Source organism: Pantoea sp. XY16 (assembly GCF_025153065.1).
Classification (GTDB): Bacteria; Pseudomonadota; Gammaproteobacteria; order Enterobacterales; family Enterobacteriaceae; genus Pantoea; species Pantoea alfalfae.
In genome coordinates this window covers 398,333-413,207 of record NZ_JANZNP010000005.1, presented here as the reverse complement: position 1 = coordinate 413,207, position 14,875 = coordinate 398,333, and the positions used below count along the sequence as shown (strand labels likewise).

12 protein-coding genes are annotated in these 14,875 nt (G+C 52.1%); 5 read left to right on the top strand and 7 right to left on the bottom strand.

The features are described 5' to 3' along the window. Positions 1 to 32: 32 nt before the first annotated feature. The 4 genes from N1689_RS09705 to N1689_RS09690 are packed head-to-tail and all read right to left on the bottom strand — an operon-like array spanning position 33 to position 4,661. Positions 33 to 1,226, bottom strand: coding sequence for a glycosyl hydrolase 53 family protein (locus N1689_RS09705; protein ID WP_260058714.1), 1,194 nt, complete (start codon positions 1,224 to 1,226; stop codon positions 33 to 35). Between the two features lie 3 nt (positions 1,227 to 1,229). After that, on the bottom strand, positions 1,230 to 2,081 hold the full coding sequence (locus N1689_RS09700; RefSeq protein ID WP_033786803.1) for a sugar ABC transporter permease: 852 nt from the start codon (positions 2,079 to 2,081) through the stop codon (positions 1,230 to 1,232). A gap of 10 nt (positions 2,082 to 2,091) precedes the next feature. Further along, complete coding sequence (locus tag N1689_RS09695) at positions 2,092 to 3,441, bottom strand: carbohydrate ABC transporter permease (RefSeq protein ID WP_202605113.1); 1,350 nt, start codon at positions 3,439 to 3,441, stop codon at positions 2,092 to 2,094. Next, positions 3,441 to 4,661 carry an extracellular solute-binding protein gene (locus N1689_RS09690; protein WP_260058713.1) on the bottom strand — a complete coding sequence of 407 codons (1,221 nt, stop codon included), beginning with the start codon at positions 4,659 to 4,661 and terminating at the stop codon, positions 3,441 to 3,443. The genes N1689_RS09695 and N1689_RS09690 overlap by 1 nt, the downstream gene beginning before the upstream one ends. 224 nt (positions 4,662 to 4,885) lie before the next feature. Here N1689_RS09690 and N1689_RS09685 point away from each other — a divergent pair, with 224 nt between their 5' ends. After that, positions 4,886 to 6,094 carry an ABC transporter ATP-binding protein gene (locus tag N1689_RS09685; RefSeq protein WP_374206940.1) on the top strand — a complete coding sequence of 403 codons (1,209 nt, stop codon included), beginning with the start codon at positions 4,886 to 4,888 and terminating at the stop codon, positions 6,092 to 6,094. A gap of 184 nt (positions 6,095 to 6,278) precedes the next feature. On the opposite strand, the gene N1689_RS09680 is transcribed toward N1689_RS09685, so the two are convergent. Together N1689_RS09680 and N1689_RS09675 are read right to left on the bottom strand one after the other, a co-directional pair. Beyond that, positions 6,279 to 6,590 carry a cupin gene (locus tag N1689_RS09680; protein ID WP_260058712.1) on the bottom strand — a complete coding sequence of 104 codons (312 nt, stop codon included), beginning with the start codon at positions 6,588 to 6,590 and terminating at the stop codon, positions 6,279 to 6,281. Between the two features lie 328 nt (positions 6,591 to 6,918). Next, a complete protein-coding gene (locus tag N1689_RS09675) occupies positions 6,919 to 8,907 on the bottom strand; it encodes a sigma-54-dependent Fis family transcriptional regulator (protein ID WP_260058711.1) in 1,989 nt (662 codons plus the stop codon). A gap of 202 nt (positions 8,908 to 9,109) precedes the next feature. On the opposite strand from N1689_RS09675, the gene N1689_RS09670 reads away from it, so the two are divergent. The 4 genes from N1689_RS09670 to iolE all read left to right on the top strand — a co-directional run bounded on the left by N1689_RS09670 (position 9,110) and on the right by iolE (position 13,377). Then, positions 9,110 to 10,561 (top strand): sugar porter family MFS transporter, encoded by a 1,452-nt coding sequence (locus N1689_RS09670; RefSeq protein WP_161736713.1) that lies wholly within the window; start codon positions 9,110 to 9,112, stop codon positions 10,559 to 10,561. A 33-nt stretch (positions 10,562 to 10,594) separates the two neighbouring features. Then, the gene (locus N1689_RS09665; protein ID WP_161736714.1) at positions 10,595 to 11,602 is read left to right on the top strand and encodes a Gfo/Idh/MocA family oxidoreductase; all 1,008 of its coding nucleotides are present in this window, start codon (positions 10,595 to 10,597) and stop codon (positions 11,600 to 11,602) included. A 9-nt stretch (positions 11,603 to 11,611) separates the two neighbouring features. Continuing rightward, positions 11,612 to 12,391, top strand: a complete 780-nt coding sequence (locus N1689_RS09660) for a TIM barrel protein (RefSeq protein WP_260058710.1) — start codon at positions 11,612 to 11,614, stop codon at positions 12,389 to 12,391. 89 nt (positions 12,392 to 12,480) lie between these two features. Then, the gene (gene iolE / locus N1689_RS09655; RefSeq protein ID WP_253417803.1) at positions 12,481 to 13,377 is read left to right on the top strand and encodes a myo-inosose-2 dehydratase; all 897 of its coding nucleotides are present in this window, start codon (positions 12,481 to 12,483) and stop codon (positions 13,375 to 13,377) included. A gap of 885 nt (positions 13,378 to 14,262) precedes the next feature. Here the strand turns inward: iolE and N1689_RS09650 are convergent. Beyond that, positions 14,263 to 14,811: a TetR/AcrR family transcriptional regulator gene (locus tag N1689_RS09650; protein ID WP_161736717.1), complete on the bottom strand. Its 549-nt coding sequence runs from the start codon at positions 14,809 to 14,811 to the stop codon at positions 14,263 to 14,265. Positions 14,812 to 14,875: the final 64 nt, after the last annotated feature.

Below are 14,875 nucleotides of genomic sequence, written 5' to 3'. Positions count from 1 at the left end.
TCAGAGGAAGAGATCAGCGTTAGTGCTGATAGTTAATGAAAAACCTGTAGCGAAGGCAGCGCCTTGCCGTGACAGTCAAACAGTGCCTGGTTCTCTCGGGCGTTACCCTGTTTCCATTCGTCGTGGATATATTTCATGCCGGCGGGCGTAGCCCAGGTATTGCCGGGCGCGGGGATCCACGCCGGTTCCCAGTAGACCACACCCTTGCCGCGATGGTCCGGCACTGCCAGCACCGCTTTAATCAGGTCATGCAGATAGGCCGCCTGACCCGCGACCGTGCCGGGATAGCCGCCTGCCTGCTCCTCTTTTGCCTGGAAACTGTTCTCAGCGTTGTCGCAGTTTTCCAGCGTGTAGCCATAGGCGGCTTCCACCACCATCACGTCTTTGTCATAGCGCCGGGAGATATCATCCATGTTGGCTTTCAGAGCGCTAATCGGGCCGTTCCAGTAGGTGTACATCGACAGACCGATCACATCGAACGGCACATCACGCTTAACGATTTCATCGAACCACCAGCGGAAGGTATCGTTTTTAGTACCCTCGGCCAGATGCAGCATGATCTTCACCTGATGCGGATCGCTGAGGTTCTCGCGCACCCCGCTGATCCCGGCTTTCAGCAGGCCGGCCAGCCGATCAAACTCGCCGCCGTTCTGGCCCCAGCTCTTGCCTTCCGGCCAGAGCATGCCGCCGTTAAGCTCGTTGCCAATCTGCACGATATCCGGCATGACGCCATCTGCTTTAAAGCGGGCGATGGTGTCGCGGGTGTAGTCATGCACCTGCGTTTCCAGCTGCGAAAAGGTCAGTGACTGCCAGGCTTTGGGCTTGAACTGCTTGCCCGGATCGGTCCAGAAGTCGCTGTAGTGAATATCCAGCAGCAGCTTCAGGCCCGCTGCTTTAACCCGCTTCGCCAGCGCCAGCGTAGTCGCCAGATCGTTGCCGCCACCACCGTAGGTGTGACCGCTGCCGTCAGTGGGATCGACCCACAACCGCAGCCGGATAGTGTTGATGCCGCTGGCTTTCAGAATGGCGATAGCATCCTGCTGCTGGTTGTCCGCGTTGTAGAATTTCGCGCCCTGCTTCTCCAGCTCTGCCAGTGAAGAGATGTCCGCACCTTTGATAAAATCGGCGGGCCACGGCCCGGCAGAGCCGATGGCAGGCTTATCGGCGGCGAGCAGCGGCGTCGCCCAGGCCAGCGCCAGGGCGAGAATCAATGTTTTGGGCGTCATGATTTATCCTTTAGTACTGCCTGAAGCCAGGCCAGAGACGAAGTATTTTTGCAGAGCCAGATAGAACACGGCTACCGGCACAGCGATCAGCACGGCTCCGGCCGCATAGGTGGTGTAACTGGCACCCATTTTTTGCGACACCAGATTGTAGAGTCCAATCGGCAGCGTGAACTGTTCCGGCGTGCGCAGAATGGTGCTGGAGAGAATGAAATCGCCCAGCGGCCCCGTGAACGAGAACAGCGCAACGACCGCCAGAATCGGCTTCGACAGCGGCATGATGATCTCAACAAAGATGCGGAAGTTGCCCGCGCCATCCATGCGCGCTGACTCATCGAGATCTTTGGGTATCGAATCGAGATAGCCCTTCATCAGATACGTGTTCATCGGGATCATCCCGCCAACGTAGATCAGCACCAGCGCCAGGTGGCTGTTGATTAATCCCAGCAGCTGCGACAGGACGAAGATCGCGATCAGCGCTGAAAACTGCGGGATCATCTGCAGCAGCAGAAACAGCATCAGCCCATTCTGCCGTCCCTTAAACCGAAAACGGGAAAAGGCGTAAGCGGTACAGCTGACGCTGATTAATGTCAGCACCATGGTCAGGAAACTGATTTTCATCGAATTCCAGTACCAGGTCAGGTAAGGCACCGTGCCGTTAAACAGGTCGCGATAATGCTGAAGCGATGCATTCTCCGGAATGATCGAACTGCTGAGCAGGCTGTTACCTGCATTCAGTGATGCTCCTACCGTCCAGACCAGCGGATAGATAATGATGGCCGAGACGGCCAGCACCACCAGCCAGGTCAGCGACAGGCGTATCCACCTTTCGCGTTTAATACTGCCGGACTTCGCCATAACTGCTCCCTTACGCCATCTCATCTTGTTTAAACGACCGGGTCGCGCGGAACTGCCACAGCGCCAGACCTACCACGAAAATCGACAGCAGAATGGTAATCGTAGCGGCGATAGCATATTGCGACGACGACATGGTGAGCTTGTAGATCCACGACACCAGAATATCGGTGCCTCCGGCATTCGACCCCGCCACCGCCGGACCGCCGTTGTTAAACAGATAGATGATGTTGAAATTATTAAAGTTGAAGGTGTATTGCGTGATGATGATCGGCGCAATGGCGTAGAGCACCAGCGGCAGCGTGATGGTTTTCAGCCGCGTCCAGGCGCTGGCACCGTCCATGATCGCCGCCTCATAGAGATCGTCCGGGATCGCCTGCAGCACCCCGGTGGTCATCGCAAACACAAACGGGAAGCCGAGCCAGGTCTGCATCATAATCAGCGCGGTTTTGGTCCAGAATGGATCGGTCATCCAGGCTTTCGGTGCAATGCCAAAGAAGTCGAGAATTGCGTTGTTGATCACTCCAAAGCTGTCGTTGAACATCCCGGCGAAGACCAGAATGGTGACAAAACCCGGCACTGCCCACGGCAGGATAAAGATGGTGCGGATCAGCGGCTTAAAGCGCAGGTCCTTCTGATTGACCAGAATCGCCAGCATCACGCCGACGGTACACTGCAGTGTGGTCGCCAGCAGCGTCCAGACCACCGTCCACTGCAGCACATCGAAGAAGGTGGAACGCCAGATCGACAGCGTAAAAATGTTGATGAAGTTTTTGAATCCTACCCAGTCCACCAGCTTCGCCGGCGGCGTGTGATAGAGGTTGTAGTTTGTGAAGGCGATGGCAAAACCAAAAAGAATCGGAAACACCACCACGAAAACCAGCAGAATAAACCCCGGCGAAATCATCAGGTAGGGGAAGCCGTCGCGCAGCAGCAGCTGATACTGCTGACGCACGCTGTTAAGGGGTTGCCCCCTGTCGCGCTTAACGCCATTGACCCAGGCATCGCGCACCGACAATCCCCAGACCGCCACGCCAAAGGCGGCGATCAGCACGCTGATAATTCCCTCCGCCAGCAGGAAAATGGAGTTATCGCGCGGCACCGATTCACCCAGCGTGTATAGCCCCCAGAATCCTTCTCGCAGAAAATCGTGGAAGACGCCGGTAAAACTGCTGAGCAGAATCAGAAAGCACAGGCCTTTCGCCCACTGGCGGTGATAAAACTGGCCGAAGCCAGGCAGCAGTGCCAGCAACGCACCGGTCGTCGCATGACGACGCGGACGCTTAGCGGTCACCAGATGTTCATCGGAAGATATAGCCACACTCTGATCCTTATCCTGTACGGTTATCCCGTGAACCAGCATTACTGGTTGCTGGCCTGCATCGCTTCAATCTGCATGGTGATCTGTTTCACCGCGTTATCCAGCGCCGCTTTTGGCTCCTGCTTGCCGGAAACGCTCAGCTCCAGCGCCGCATTGGCCGGGCCCCACACTTCCTGCATCTCCGGCACGCCCGGCATGGCTGAGGCTCGCGCCGCCTGCACCGCAACAGCGTTGGCTTTCTCATCCTCTTTGATAATCGGATCGTTCATCAGCGCAGTAACCGGTGGGATCTCCTGAGTCTTCTGATAGCGCTCTTTCACATACTGCGGCTGGTTGATAAAGGTCAGGAACTTCTGCGCCAGCGCCTGATCTTTACTCCATGTCGACACCACATAGCCTTTCACGCCCAGGAAAGAGCTCATCGGTTTGCCGTTAGGCAGCAATGGCAGGGGTGCCACGCCGTAGTTGATCCCGGCAGCCTGATAAGGCTGGAACGCCCATGGCCCGTTGATCACCGCCGCCGCTTTCTTCTCGGTAAACAGCGAGTCGATGGCATTCAGGCCGTTGTCGCCCATGATGCCGCCAGGCAACAATCCTTCGCTGAAGAAGCGCCTGAGATAGGTCACCGCTTCCACGCTACCAGGGGTGTTCAGCCCGATATCGTTGGTGTTAATCACGCCTTTTGCGTCTTTACCAAAAATGTAAGACCCCGTTGGTGCCATCACGCCCCAGCTGTAGTAAATCTGGTCAAACTTCGCCAGCAGGCCATACTGTTTTGCCTCGCGCTGCTTCTGCGAGAACGCGCGATACTCATCCAGCGTTTTCAGCGGCGCGGGCAGCAGATCTTTGTTGTAGATCAGCACCAGGGTTTCAACCGCCTTAGGCACGCCGTAGACCACATTATTCTGTGTGAACGCGGCCATTGCCGAAGGCGTATAAGCGCTCTGCTCTGCCGCATCGATTTTCAGCGGAGCCAGCAAGCCCTGCACTACCGCGCTGCCGAGCTGGTCGTTAGGGATCACCAGCACATCCGGGCCAATTCCGGCCGGGCCATCCAGACGCAGCTTTTCAATCTGCTGCGCAAACGGCATCTCCTGCACTTTTACGTCAATGCCGAACTTTTTCTGAAAATCGGCGATCGCCGTTTTGATGCCGTCCGATTTCTTAATGTCTTCCCAGACGGTGAGTTGCTGAGCGGCCCAGACGGATTGATTAAGCATCAATGCTGAGAGGAGTAGCGTAACGCTGATTTTGATTTTCATTACCGGCCTCGTGTGAAGGTATGACATTTTTAGCTGCCATTTGCTGATGTTCTTTTTATAAACACATGCTGATTGTGCATATGAAGTATGAGTAACGTATCGCATTTGAGTCATACGCTACGCGGAACAGGTGCTGCGCTCCAGCCCGTTTGCACCAATGTGTGATCGGTATTACAGAAATCAAAAACAGCGATAGGGCGTGCCCGGACAGAACGTTATAGTCAATGCAGGCACCATCAGGCCTGACGTGGAATCTGACCCACTGTTATACGTCGTACATTTTAGCCACCAGACTCTTTGCCATGAGGTTCAGCATGTCCAGCATCAGATTGAGAAATGTCACCAAACGCTTTGGTAAAACAGAAACGCTAAAAAATATCGCACTCGATATTGAAGCTGGTGAGTTTGCAGTATTCGTCGGTCCATCAGGCTGCGGAAAATCCACGCTGCTGAGGCTGATTGCCGGACTGGAAGAGATCAGTGACGGTGAGATTCTGATTGGCGATGAGGTGATGAATGATGTCGCACCTTCGCATCGTGGGGTGGCGATGGTGTTTCAGTCTTACGCGCTCTATCCCCATATGACGGTAGCGGAGAATATCGGTTACGGCCTGAAGGTCAACGGGCTGCCAAAAGCGCAGATTCAGCATCAGGTTGAAATGGTGGCGAAGACGCTGCAGCTGGGGCAACTACTGGATCGTAAACCTAAGCAGCTTTCCGGCGGACAGCGTCAGCGTGTCGCCATTGGTCGCGCGATTGTGCGTAATCCCCGGGTGTTTATGTTTGATGAGCCACTGTCGAACCTGGATGCAGAGCTGCGTGTCGATATGCGGCTGCACATCGCTAAGCTTCATCAGGAGCTGAAAACCACCATGGTTTATGTGACGCACGATCAGACGGAGGCGATGACGCTGGCCGATAAGATTGTGGTGATGAACTACGGCAAGGTGGAACAGGTCGGTTCGCCGATGGAACTCTACTACAACCCGATCAACCGCTTCGTTGCGGGTTTTATCGGCTCGCCGAAGATGAACTTCCTGCCCGCGCGTGTAGAACAGTGTGGCCCTGGCGGGCTGGTCGCCCTGATCAATGACGGCGAACACCGGCTGCAACTCCCCTCACCCATCCGCCAGCTGCAGTCAGGAGATGAGATCACCCTGGGTATCCGGCCGGAACAGTTGCAGATCAACGGCGATGCGCCTCTGAATATCGACTTCCACTGCGAGGTTGTGGAACGGCTCGGCAATAATACCTATCTGTTTGGTCAGAGCCACGGCCACGACGGCTTTAAGATGCTGCTGCCGGGCGATGTGCATTTCCGCCCTTATCAGACGCTGCGTCCCAGCTTCCATCCGCACCACTGCATGGTGTTTGATGCCGACGGCGCACGTATCAGCGCAGATATTGCGATGCCGCAGGTGCGCGCGGCCTGAGGTTTTATAAATCTGGCAGGCTGGATATGACATCGACAGCCTGCCCCTGGCAAACATAGGTCTGGTCTGCCGTTTCCTGCAAGATTATCCCGTTCACGCCAGCCTGCGGGTAGCTGGCTGGTATTACTGATGGCCAAAGCAAACACTGACATCCGGCTTTACCGGTTAACGGAGCAGACCTTGATTAAACGGAACCCTCTTTTTCAATGACCAACACGCGGGCGACGCCCTGTGGACGCGCAATGTGTTCTGTCCCTTCGCTGGCATAGAAAATATCACCTGTGTTGAGTGTCCTGCTTTTGATATCACCGTTTTCTTTGTATTGCATCTCAACACACCCATCCATAACAGCAAAAACCTCCTGTCCGTCATTGATGTGCCATCTATAGGGTTGATCGGTCCAGTGAAGTTTCACGCTGATATTATCGAAGCTGGCAATGTGTTGAGCATCCCAGGCTTTAGAGCCGGTAAATGCTTTACTGCGATAAAAGTTCATCTTTTCTCCCTCAACAGACATGATTTAACGTCATGAATAGCTGAGAGCGTTGATGGGTTCCATACGCTGCCCGTATGTTGTCCTGATTTGTCCCTGCGTTGTCCATTTGAGGGTAAAGCCGGGATGCAGGATCAGAGAACGAGGCCGGGAAATCGAATGCGCTTAGAATCAGGGTGTTTCGAAGTCAGAACCCTGTTCTTTATCAGATGACTGCCCGATGATCTCTGTGCGTGGCAAACGCTCTCTTACGGCATATCTCAGACCCGGGACGGAGCCGATGTCCGCTCAGTACCAAAGGCGGACGTTTTTCCGGTCTGTTACAGCTGATTCAGACATCATGACATAACCTGCGGTAATTATCGGGTTCAATCCCGTAACGCTTCATTTTGTTATACAGCGCACCGCGTGAAAGATTCAGCGCGATGGCAACCTGACGCATATTGCCCTTTTTTTCCATCAGACAGAGTTCTATTAGCGTCTTCTCGCCATCCTTCAGACTAAAACTTTTCACGCTCTCGCCTGGTATATCGGAAATGGCACAGGCGGACAGACGAAGCTCCTCAGGTAGATCTTTATCACTGATATCGTCCGTTTCGGTCAGGTTGATGGTTCGTTCAACAATATTTTCCAGTTCACGCACATTTCCGGGCCAGTCATAGTTTTCCATCATCTGCAGCGCCGAACCGGAAAGTAATGCGCGTTCACGATTGAGTGCGCGGCATATTTTTTCGCAGAACCAGTCAGCCAGCTCTTTGATATCTTCTTTTCTGACTCGCAAAGGTGGAATGGGCAGACTGATCACGTTCAGGCGAAAATAGAGATCACGACGGAATGAGCCATTATCAATATCTCTTTTCAGATCGCGATTGGTTGCAGCAACAATACGCACATTGACTTTTAGTGGTTGCTTCCCGCCGATGCGCGTCACTTCACCTTCCTGCAGTACTCTCAACAAACTGGCTTGCGCATCGAGCGGCATATCACCGATTTCATCAAGGAACAGCGTTCCTCCATCTGCCAGTTCAAATTTACCCGCTGAGCCACCACGTCTTGAACCGGTGAACGCGCCATCCTCATAGCCAAACAGTTCGCTCAGCACAAGATCACGAGGAATTGCGCCACAGTTAACAGCAAGGAACGGACCGGCATTGCGATTACTGCCATTATGGATGGACTGAGCAAATAGCTCCTTGCCGGTACCGCTTTCGCCTGTAAGCAGTACAGTACTATCACTGCGTCCAGCGTTACGTGCTTTATTACGGGTATCCTGCATTATGCGTGACTGGCCGAGAATCATGTCAAAGGTATAGCTGGCACTACTGCCAATAACACGACGCGTCATATCACGTATACGGCGGTTATCACGCATAGAAATGACGCGGCCACCTTCAGGTGTGATAACAACGGAAATCACACATGTGATACGCGAAACAGGGCCAGGAGAAAGAGTAATGTTGCGATCTTTACAGGCTGGCAGCGCTCTGAATGAACAATCATCCGGCATGAATACTTCATCAGCATCACGGAAGCGGACATCTTCCTGTATACCTAATATCTGGCGGGCATAGCGGTTTAACTGCCGAATTGTGCCTCTCTCACTGACAACCAGAACGCCTTCATTCAGCGATTCCATTACTGATTCCTGCTCATTTACTAAATGACGCAAAATCAGCTGCTGTGAAATTGCCTCTGCAGCAGCCTGAACGGTTCCCAGAGTATGGTAGTGAAAATAGCCAGGATTGGCAGTTAATGTCAGCACGCCCAGCATAACGCCATTTTCATCCCGGATGGGAGCCGCAGCGCAGTGTTTGCCACGAATACGCAGCGCTTCTTTATAATTTTCTGCGCTCAGCATATAGACCAGTTTGTTCTCTTTAATGCAGCGACCGGTGCAGTTGGTACCGGATATTGCCTCGCTGAGAATACTGCCTACTGGCGTTAAATCCTGGCCACAATAGTGCATCGTTACACCATTAGCGTCAGTCAGATTGATGTGACCATCAGGATTATAGGCGAGCAGATTACGCATGATATCGCGCGCTATGGCGATTAATGCCGAGTTCCGTGTCATGACTCTGCGAAGTTCGTGCTCTGCGCATAACTGGTATTCGAAGCGATAGGCATCAATACCTTCTTCATGGCTACGTATCCATGATGCGTGAACAGCCGGGCGTAAGCCTTTCGGTACATTTCCCTGCTCGAAAGCTTTCCAGGCTATCCCCAGTTCTTCTATGTATTCGTCAAATTTCTGCGCATGGTTCAGCCTGGCGATCAGCTCCCATTCCTCATCCCACGTTTTTTCGTTTTTATGGTTCATACGTTTCATTATCTAATATTTTGAATATGTACATTCTATAGACATGTTATGGAGACATGTCCTTTTTATAAACACTTTGTGATCGTCATCTTTTTTTATTCCCATATAAAACAGCGATGTGTGAGTTGGCACATTCATTGCTAACCAGAAAGGTCTTACCTACAAATACAAATCATAAAAACCACCGTGGAGAAATATTGAAATGTCTACACGAAAGCATAATGTGCCTTACCTCATTTTCATCTGTGCCATCGCATCAGTCAGCGGGATCATTCTTGGCTATGACGCCTCTGTTATTTCAGGCGTTATCGAACCACTGACTGAACATTTATCGCTCACGCCTGCTGAAAGTGGATGGGCGGTTTCTAACGTTATTTTGGGATGTGTTATTGGTGCCTGGGGTGTCGGGCGCCTTACTGACCATATTGGCCGTAAAGCGACATTAATCATTACTGCAGTTCTGTTTGCCATTTCAGCAGTCGGCGCGGCTCTCGCCAATGACCTTACCTGGTTCGTTATCTATCGCATGATTGGCGGTCTGGCCGTGGGAATGGCCTCTGCCGTTACTCCACTCTACATCGCCGAGGTGTCTCCGAAAGATCTGCGTGGGCGCATGCTGGGTATGCAGCAGATGCTGATGGTGAGCGGCCAACTGGTGGTTTACGTGGTGAACTATCTGATTGCCAAAGGGGCGGCTCACGAATGGATTGTATCGATGGGCTGGCGCTGGATGCTGGCGTCAGCACTGGTTCCCTGCGTCCTGTTCCTGGTGATGGCCTTCTTTATGCCAGAATCGCCACGCTGGTATGCGATGCATAACAGAAAAGAGAAATCACTCAAGGTGCTGACCTCTCTTTCCAACGCAGCACATGCTGAACGCTTATACGCCGAGATCCGTAGTTCTATTGATGTTGATTCCGCCTCAACCAGTGCGCCATCGCAGCGCGGCATTCTTAAGGACAAAAAGGCATCTTATATTCTGTGGATCGGTTGTGCCGTTGCCGTGCTTCAGCAGGTTTCCGGCATCAATATCCTGATGTATTTCGCACCATCACTACTGCAGAACGTGACGGGTAATACACAGGACTCTCTGTTTCAAAGCATTTTTCTGGGTCTGGCTTTGTTAGCGGGTGTCAGTATTGCGTTGGTTGCGTTTGACCGCGTGGGCCGTATTCCGTTACTTCGCTGGGGTGCTTTAGGTTGCGCTGCCTTCCTGTTCTTCACTTCCTGGGCCTTCATGAACGAAGCCAAAGGTTACCTGCCGGTGGTTGGCTTAGTGGGATTTATCTTTGTATTCGGCTTGTCATGGAGCCTCGGTGCCTGGCTGCTGATATCAGAAATCTTCCCGAACCGTATGCGTGCTGTAGCGATGGGCTATGCCTTCTGTTCCCTGTGGATTTCAAACTTCATCGTTACTCAGAGCTTTCCAATGATGAACCGCAGTCCGGCACTGATGGAGCATTTCCACGGCGCCTTCCCGCTGCTGCTATGCGGCGGGTTCAGCGTCATCGCTTTCTGGTTCGTTGGCCGCTTCCTGCCTGAGACAAAAGGTGTATCGCTGGAGCACATCGAACCGCTGATGCTTTCTAAATCCCGTCGTTTTGGACATGAGCAGCAACCGCTCGTTACACCAGAATCGGTATCCCAAAAGTAAGCCTTAAATACCCTACATATTGAGGAGAGTCACATGTCTTTAAAAAATATTGTGCGCGTTGGTCTGATTGGCGCAGGTCGTATGGGCAGTTTTCATGGTGAAACGGTTGCTCAACGTATTCCAGGTGCCACTTTAGTAGCAGTTGCAGATCCTGTTCCAGGCGCCGCAGAGAAACTGGCCGCTAAACTGGGCGCACAAAAATCCTATACCGACCCGCAGGCAATGCTGAATGACCCTGACATCGACGCAGTCGTTATAGCATCTCCAGCGCGTACTCACGCTGAGCTGATTGTAGCAGCAGCAAAGGCGAGTAAAGGCGTTTTCTGTGAGAAGCCAATGGCTGTGACTCTGGAAGAGGCAGATAAGGCAATCAACGCCGCTGAAGAAGCCGGTGTTACGCTGCAGGTTGGCTTCAACCGTCGCTTCGTGAGCGGTTTTGCTGCTGCTTACGAAGAAATCAAAGCAGGTAAAATTGGTGTGCCGCAGCTGCTGCGTTCAACCACACGCGATCCAGGCCTGGGCGATCCTGCTCCAATCCCACACTGGACCATTTTCCTGGAAACCCTTATCCACGACTTCGACATCCTGCTTCACCTGAACCCGGGGGCGAAACCTACCCAGGTTTATGCCGTTGCCGATGCTTTAGTTCGTCCTGATTTTAAAGACCGTGGATTGCTGGACACCGCCGTAGTGAACATTCGTTTTGATAACGGCGCAATAGCTACTGCTGAAGCTAATTTCCAGGCAGTATATGGCTACGACGTGCGTGGTGAAGTGTTCGGCAGCAAAGGGATGCTGCAGGCTGGCAATATGAACGTGAACAACTGCGTGCGGTACACCGCTGAGGGTATCTCAATCGATACTGCACGCCGCGATACCGATCTGCTGCGTGATGCCTATGTAGCAGAGCTGACCGACTTCGTGCGTTGTGTTGCGACCGGTGAAACCCCGAAGGCAACGGGCGAAGATGCTCGCAACGCGTTGGAAATTGCGCTGGCATGTATTGCCTCTGTTCAGCAGTCTCAGCCGATCACTCTGTAAGGATTACTCATGTCTGACTATTCATTATCCGTATGCGCTGAAATGGTGTTCCTCGAACTGCCTTTCATTGAGCGCGTGGAACGCCTTCACGCCATGGGCTTCGGCGTGGAAATCTGGGACTGGACCCAGAAAGACATCGAAGCGCTGGTGAAAACCGGTGCCCGCATTACTTCAATGACCGGCTATATCTCAGGAAACCTGACCGACGACGAAGAGATTGCACTGCTGCTTTCCAGTGCCAGCGAGTCAATTGAGGTTGCCTGTCGTCTTGGCTGTCCGTCACTGAACCTGCACGGAACCGGTTTGAACAATGTCGGCCTGCCTGTGAAACCAGTTGAAGTAGTAACCGGTGACATGTGGCTGAAGGCGAAGAAAACGCTGGATGCGCTTGCAAAACTGGGCGAGCAAGCCGGCAAGGTGTTCACTCTGGAGAACCTGAATACGGCCGTTGACCATCCGGGTACGCCTTTCGCCAAAGCAGACGATACGCTTGCGCTGGTTGCCGCAGTGAACAGCCCATACCTGAAGATGAACCTTGATATTTATCACGCGCAGATTGGTCAAGGAAACCTGATTGAGCTGATTCAGAAAAGCGAGAAGTACATTGGTGAAATCCAGGTCGCTGACGTGCCGGGCCGTAAGGAGCCGGGAACGGGCGAGATCAACTACAAAGCCGTTGCCCGGGCGCTGCAGGGCATCAACTACCACGGCGTGGTAGCACTGGAAGGTTGGGCATCAGGTGATTCTGTGGCGGCGCTGGACGCTTTCCGCGAAGCGTTCACCCTGTAATCCCTGCCCCCCCCGAGCCTCGCAGGACCTGGTTAGCATCGCTTCGCAGCTCATCGGGAGCGGTGCTTTTTATTTTGAAGGATAGAAATATGAGCGTCTCAACGCGTATTCTTGTTGGAGTGAGTCCACTGTCCTGGACCAATGATGTACTGGCAGATCTCGGCGGCGATATCCCGCTAGAAACCTGCCTGGAAGAAGCCGCAGCAGCTGGTTATGAAGGGATTGAGTTGGGGCGTAAATTCCCGGGAACAATTAATACACTCCAGCCGATTCTCTCCAACGCAAAGCTCAAGCTGGCATCCGGCTGGTTTAACGGATTTCTTGCTGAGCGTAGCGTCGAGGAAGAGCTTGAAGCTGTTCACAATCACGCATTACTTCTCAAGTCTCTTGGGGCGAAAGTAATGGTTTATGGTGAGTGCGGTGTTATGCCAGGCAATTCTCCTCTGGATGAGCCATTATCGCTGTCTCCAGCTTTAGGGAGCATCAATCTTGAGCAGTATGCGCAGAAGGTAAATAGTCTGGCTGCGTCACTGTTGAAAACTTACGGCTTGCGTCTCGCTTACCATCATCATTTGATGATGATTGTAGAAACTAACGATGAGTTGAAAGCATTCCTGGAAGCGACTGATGATGTAGTAGGTATCGTGCTGGATTGTGGCCATGCGACAACCGCTGGCATAGACATTAGCTGGGTGCTGGAAAACTACGGCAACCGGGTGGCACATATCCATATGAAGGATGTGCGTGGAGATGTATTAAATAATGTGATCAACAATGATTGGAGCTTTAATAATGCTGTCAGAAACGGTCTGTTCACCATTCCTGGAGATGGCATCGTCGATTACACGCCAGTAATTAATTTTCTGAAACAATCAAATTATAGTGGTTGGATAATTATTGAGGCAGAACAAGACCCGGTAAAAGCACCGCCATTAGAGACGGTCAAAAAAGCGCGAGCATGGGTTAAAAATGAGATTGGAATCTGAGTCGCCGTTAAAAATTAGCCATCAGGTTACTATATAGGGTCATCTGGCGCTGATTAAGCGCCTTTTTTAATATGAAATAAACTGGCCATTATGCCTGGTGCTTACTCTAATAAACTAACCCTGGATGATTAGCATCGATCGTTGGATGAAAAAAGGATGGTGCCTGGCGACTGTTAATTACCCAAGCATTTATTAATACAATGCGTTATTTTAAAGCCACCAGAAGGCAGTGAGCATAATTTTTAGCTACCGTTTTCACTTAAAACGCATTTAAGACCCTATCGGACTGCTTTATGCTGAAAGTTAAACCGGAAATACAGGCTGGTGTATTCATCTTTCGTCAGCTTTATTCAGGCTTTCGGTGCAAAAGTTCGTAACCAGATACTCGGCGTACCGCTCCGGTGGACGACCGGTAATGGTTTCCACAGTGTTGCTGACCAGCGGCGATAAAGGGGCGCAGTGGTAACTTCCGATTTCATCTTTGTCATCGGTGTCTGTCTGAGCAGCTATTCAACATAGCTGTCAGGCGTAAGGTCTGGCACATCAGCCGCACAACCACAGACCGAAGCAAAGTGAACAGCAATCTGATCGAGGGTCAGCCTCTCCGGGTACGGTTAGCGGGAATATACGCCCTCCGAACGCTTGAACGAGCAGCAGTGCGGCTATAATCCTCAGGTGTAATCGTCGCGATCGATATTCCCCGGAGGCAGACCATAATGTCTGCATCTCGCTCATATGGGACATCCATAATTAAATCTCCTGACACTATGAAGATTGAACATGACAAGGTCCTCATGGAACAAAAGTCGTATCATGGGCCAGAAGCGGACATGGGTTATTTAATTACTGCACTGCTCATAAAATAATTCCCGCAACAGAATATATTCAATCCTTATGGACATCCTGACTGCAAAGGCGAGTACGGCACACATCCAGAATTTCATCAGCCAGTGCTGAGTTATCAGGGCAGGCACGAGATAGAACCAGGGCACCAACAAGATGTGCAATATTATCAATCAGGTCAGCGCGCGTTACATTTTCATTCCCCAACACTGCGAGCTGACGTTCAATCCCGGCCGCAAATGCCGCCTTCATTGACTCAGACTGACGCGCAGTATCGGTGCCTAGTGCCGACATCACACACCCGTTCCCCATATCATCGCGGTGTTGTCGGGAGAGGTAGTATTCAATAAATTTTTCCCGGCTCACACCAACCGTACTTTCTGCCGATCGCGTAAAACCACATCTCATGGCCTCCGACATCAGGTCAGCCTTGGAACTAAAGTGCTTGTAGAACCCGCCGTGTGTTAATCCCGCCGCAGCCATCAGTTCCGCGACGCCCACGCCATCGTAACCGCGCTCACGAAAAAGTTCTGAGGCCGTTTCAACAATGCGTGTCCGGTTTTCCCGAACCTGCTCTTTCGACACTTTCATGGTTTCCTGCCCCTTTTAAAAATTGAGTTTAAGTATACATTGATGATGACCATAATCAAACTGG

Excerpts from the sequence above, each read along its gene's own strand:
- N1689_RS09705 (WP_260058714.1), bottom strand. The coding sequence starts at position 1,226 with ATGACGCCCAAAACATTGATTCTCGCCCTGGCGCTGGCCTGGGCGACG.
- N1689_RS09700 (WP_033786803.1), bottom strand. The coding sequence starts at position 2,081 with ATGGCGAAGTCCGGCAGTATTAAACGCGAAAGGTGGATACGCCTGTCG.
- N1689_RS09680 (WP_260058712.1), bottom strand. The coding sequence starts at position 6,590 with ATGAACTTTTATCGCAGTAAAGCATTTACCGGCTCTAAAGCCTGGGAT.
- N1689_RS09685 (WP_374206940.1), top strand. The coding sequence starts at position 4,886 with ATGCAGGCACCATCAGGCCTGACGTGGAATCTGACCCACTGTTATACG.
- N1689_RS09660 (WP_260058710.1), top strand. The coding sequence starts at position 11,612 with ATGTCTGACTATTCATTATCCGTATGCGCTGAAATGGTGTTCCTCGAA.
- N1689_RS09650 (WP_161736717.1), bottom strand. The coding sequence starts at position 14,811 with ATGAAAGTGTCGAAAGAGCAGGTTCGGGAAAACCGGACACGCATTGTT.
- N1689_RS09690 (WP_260058713.1), bottom strand. The coding sequence starts at position 4,661 with ATGAAAATCAAAATCAGCGTTACGCTACTCCTCTCAGCATTGATGCTT.
- N1689_RS09695 (WP_202605113.1), bottom strand. The coding sequence starts at position 3,441 with ATGCTGGTTCACGGGATAACCGTACAGGATAAGGATCAGAGTGTGGCT.
- N1689_RS09665 (WP_161736714.1), top strand. The coding sequence starts at position 10,595 with ATGTCTTTAAAAAATATTGTGCGCGTTGGTCTGATTGGCGCAGGTCGT.
- N1689_RS09675 (WP_260058711.1), bottom strand. The coding sequence starts at position 8,907 with ATGAACCATAAAAACGAAAAAACGTGGGATGAGGAATGGGAGCTGATC.
- iolE (WP_253417803.1), top strand. The coding sequence starts at position 12,481 with ATGAGCGTCTCAACGCGTATTCTTGTTGGAGTGAGTCCACTGTCCTGG.
- N1689_RS09670 (WP_161736713.1), top strand. The coding sequence starts at position 9,110 with ATGTCTACACGAAAGCATAATGTGCCTTACCTCATTTTCATCTGTGCC.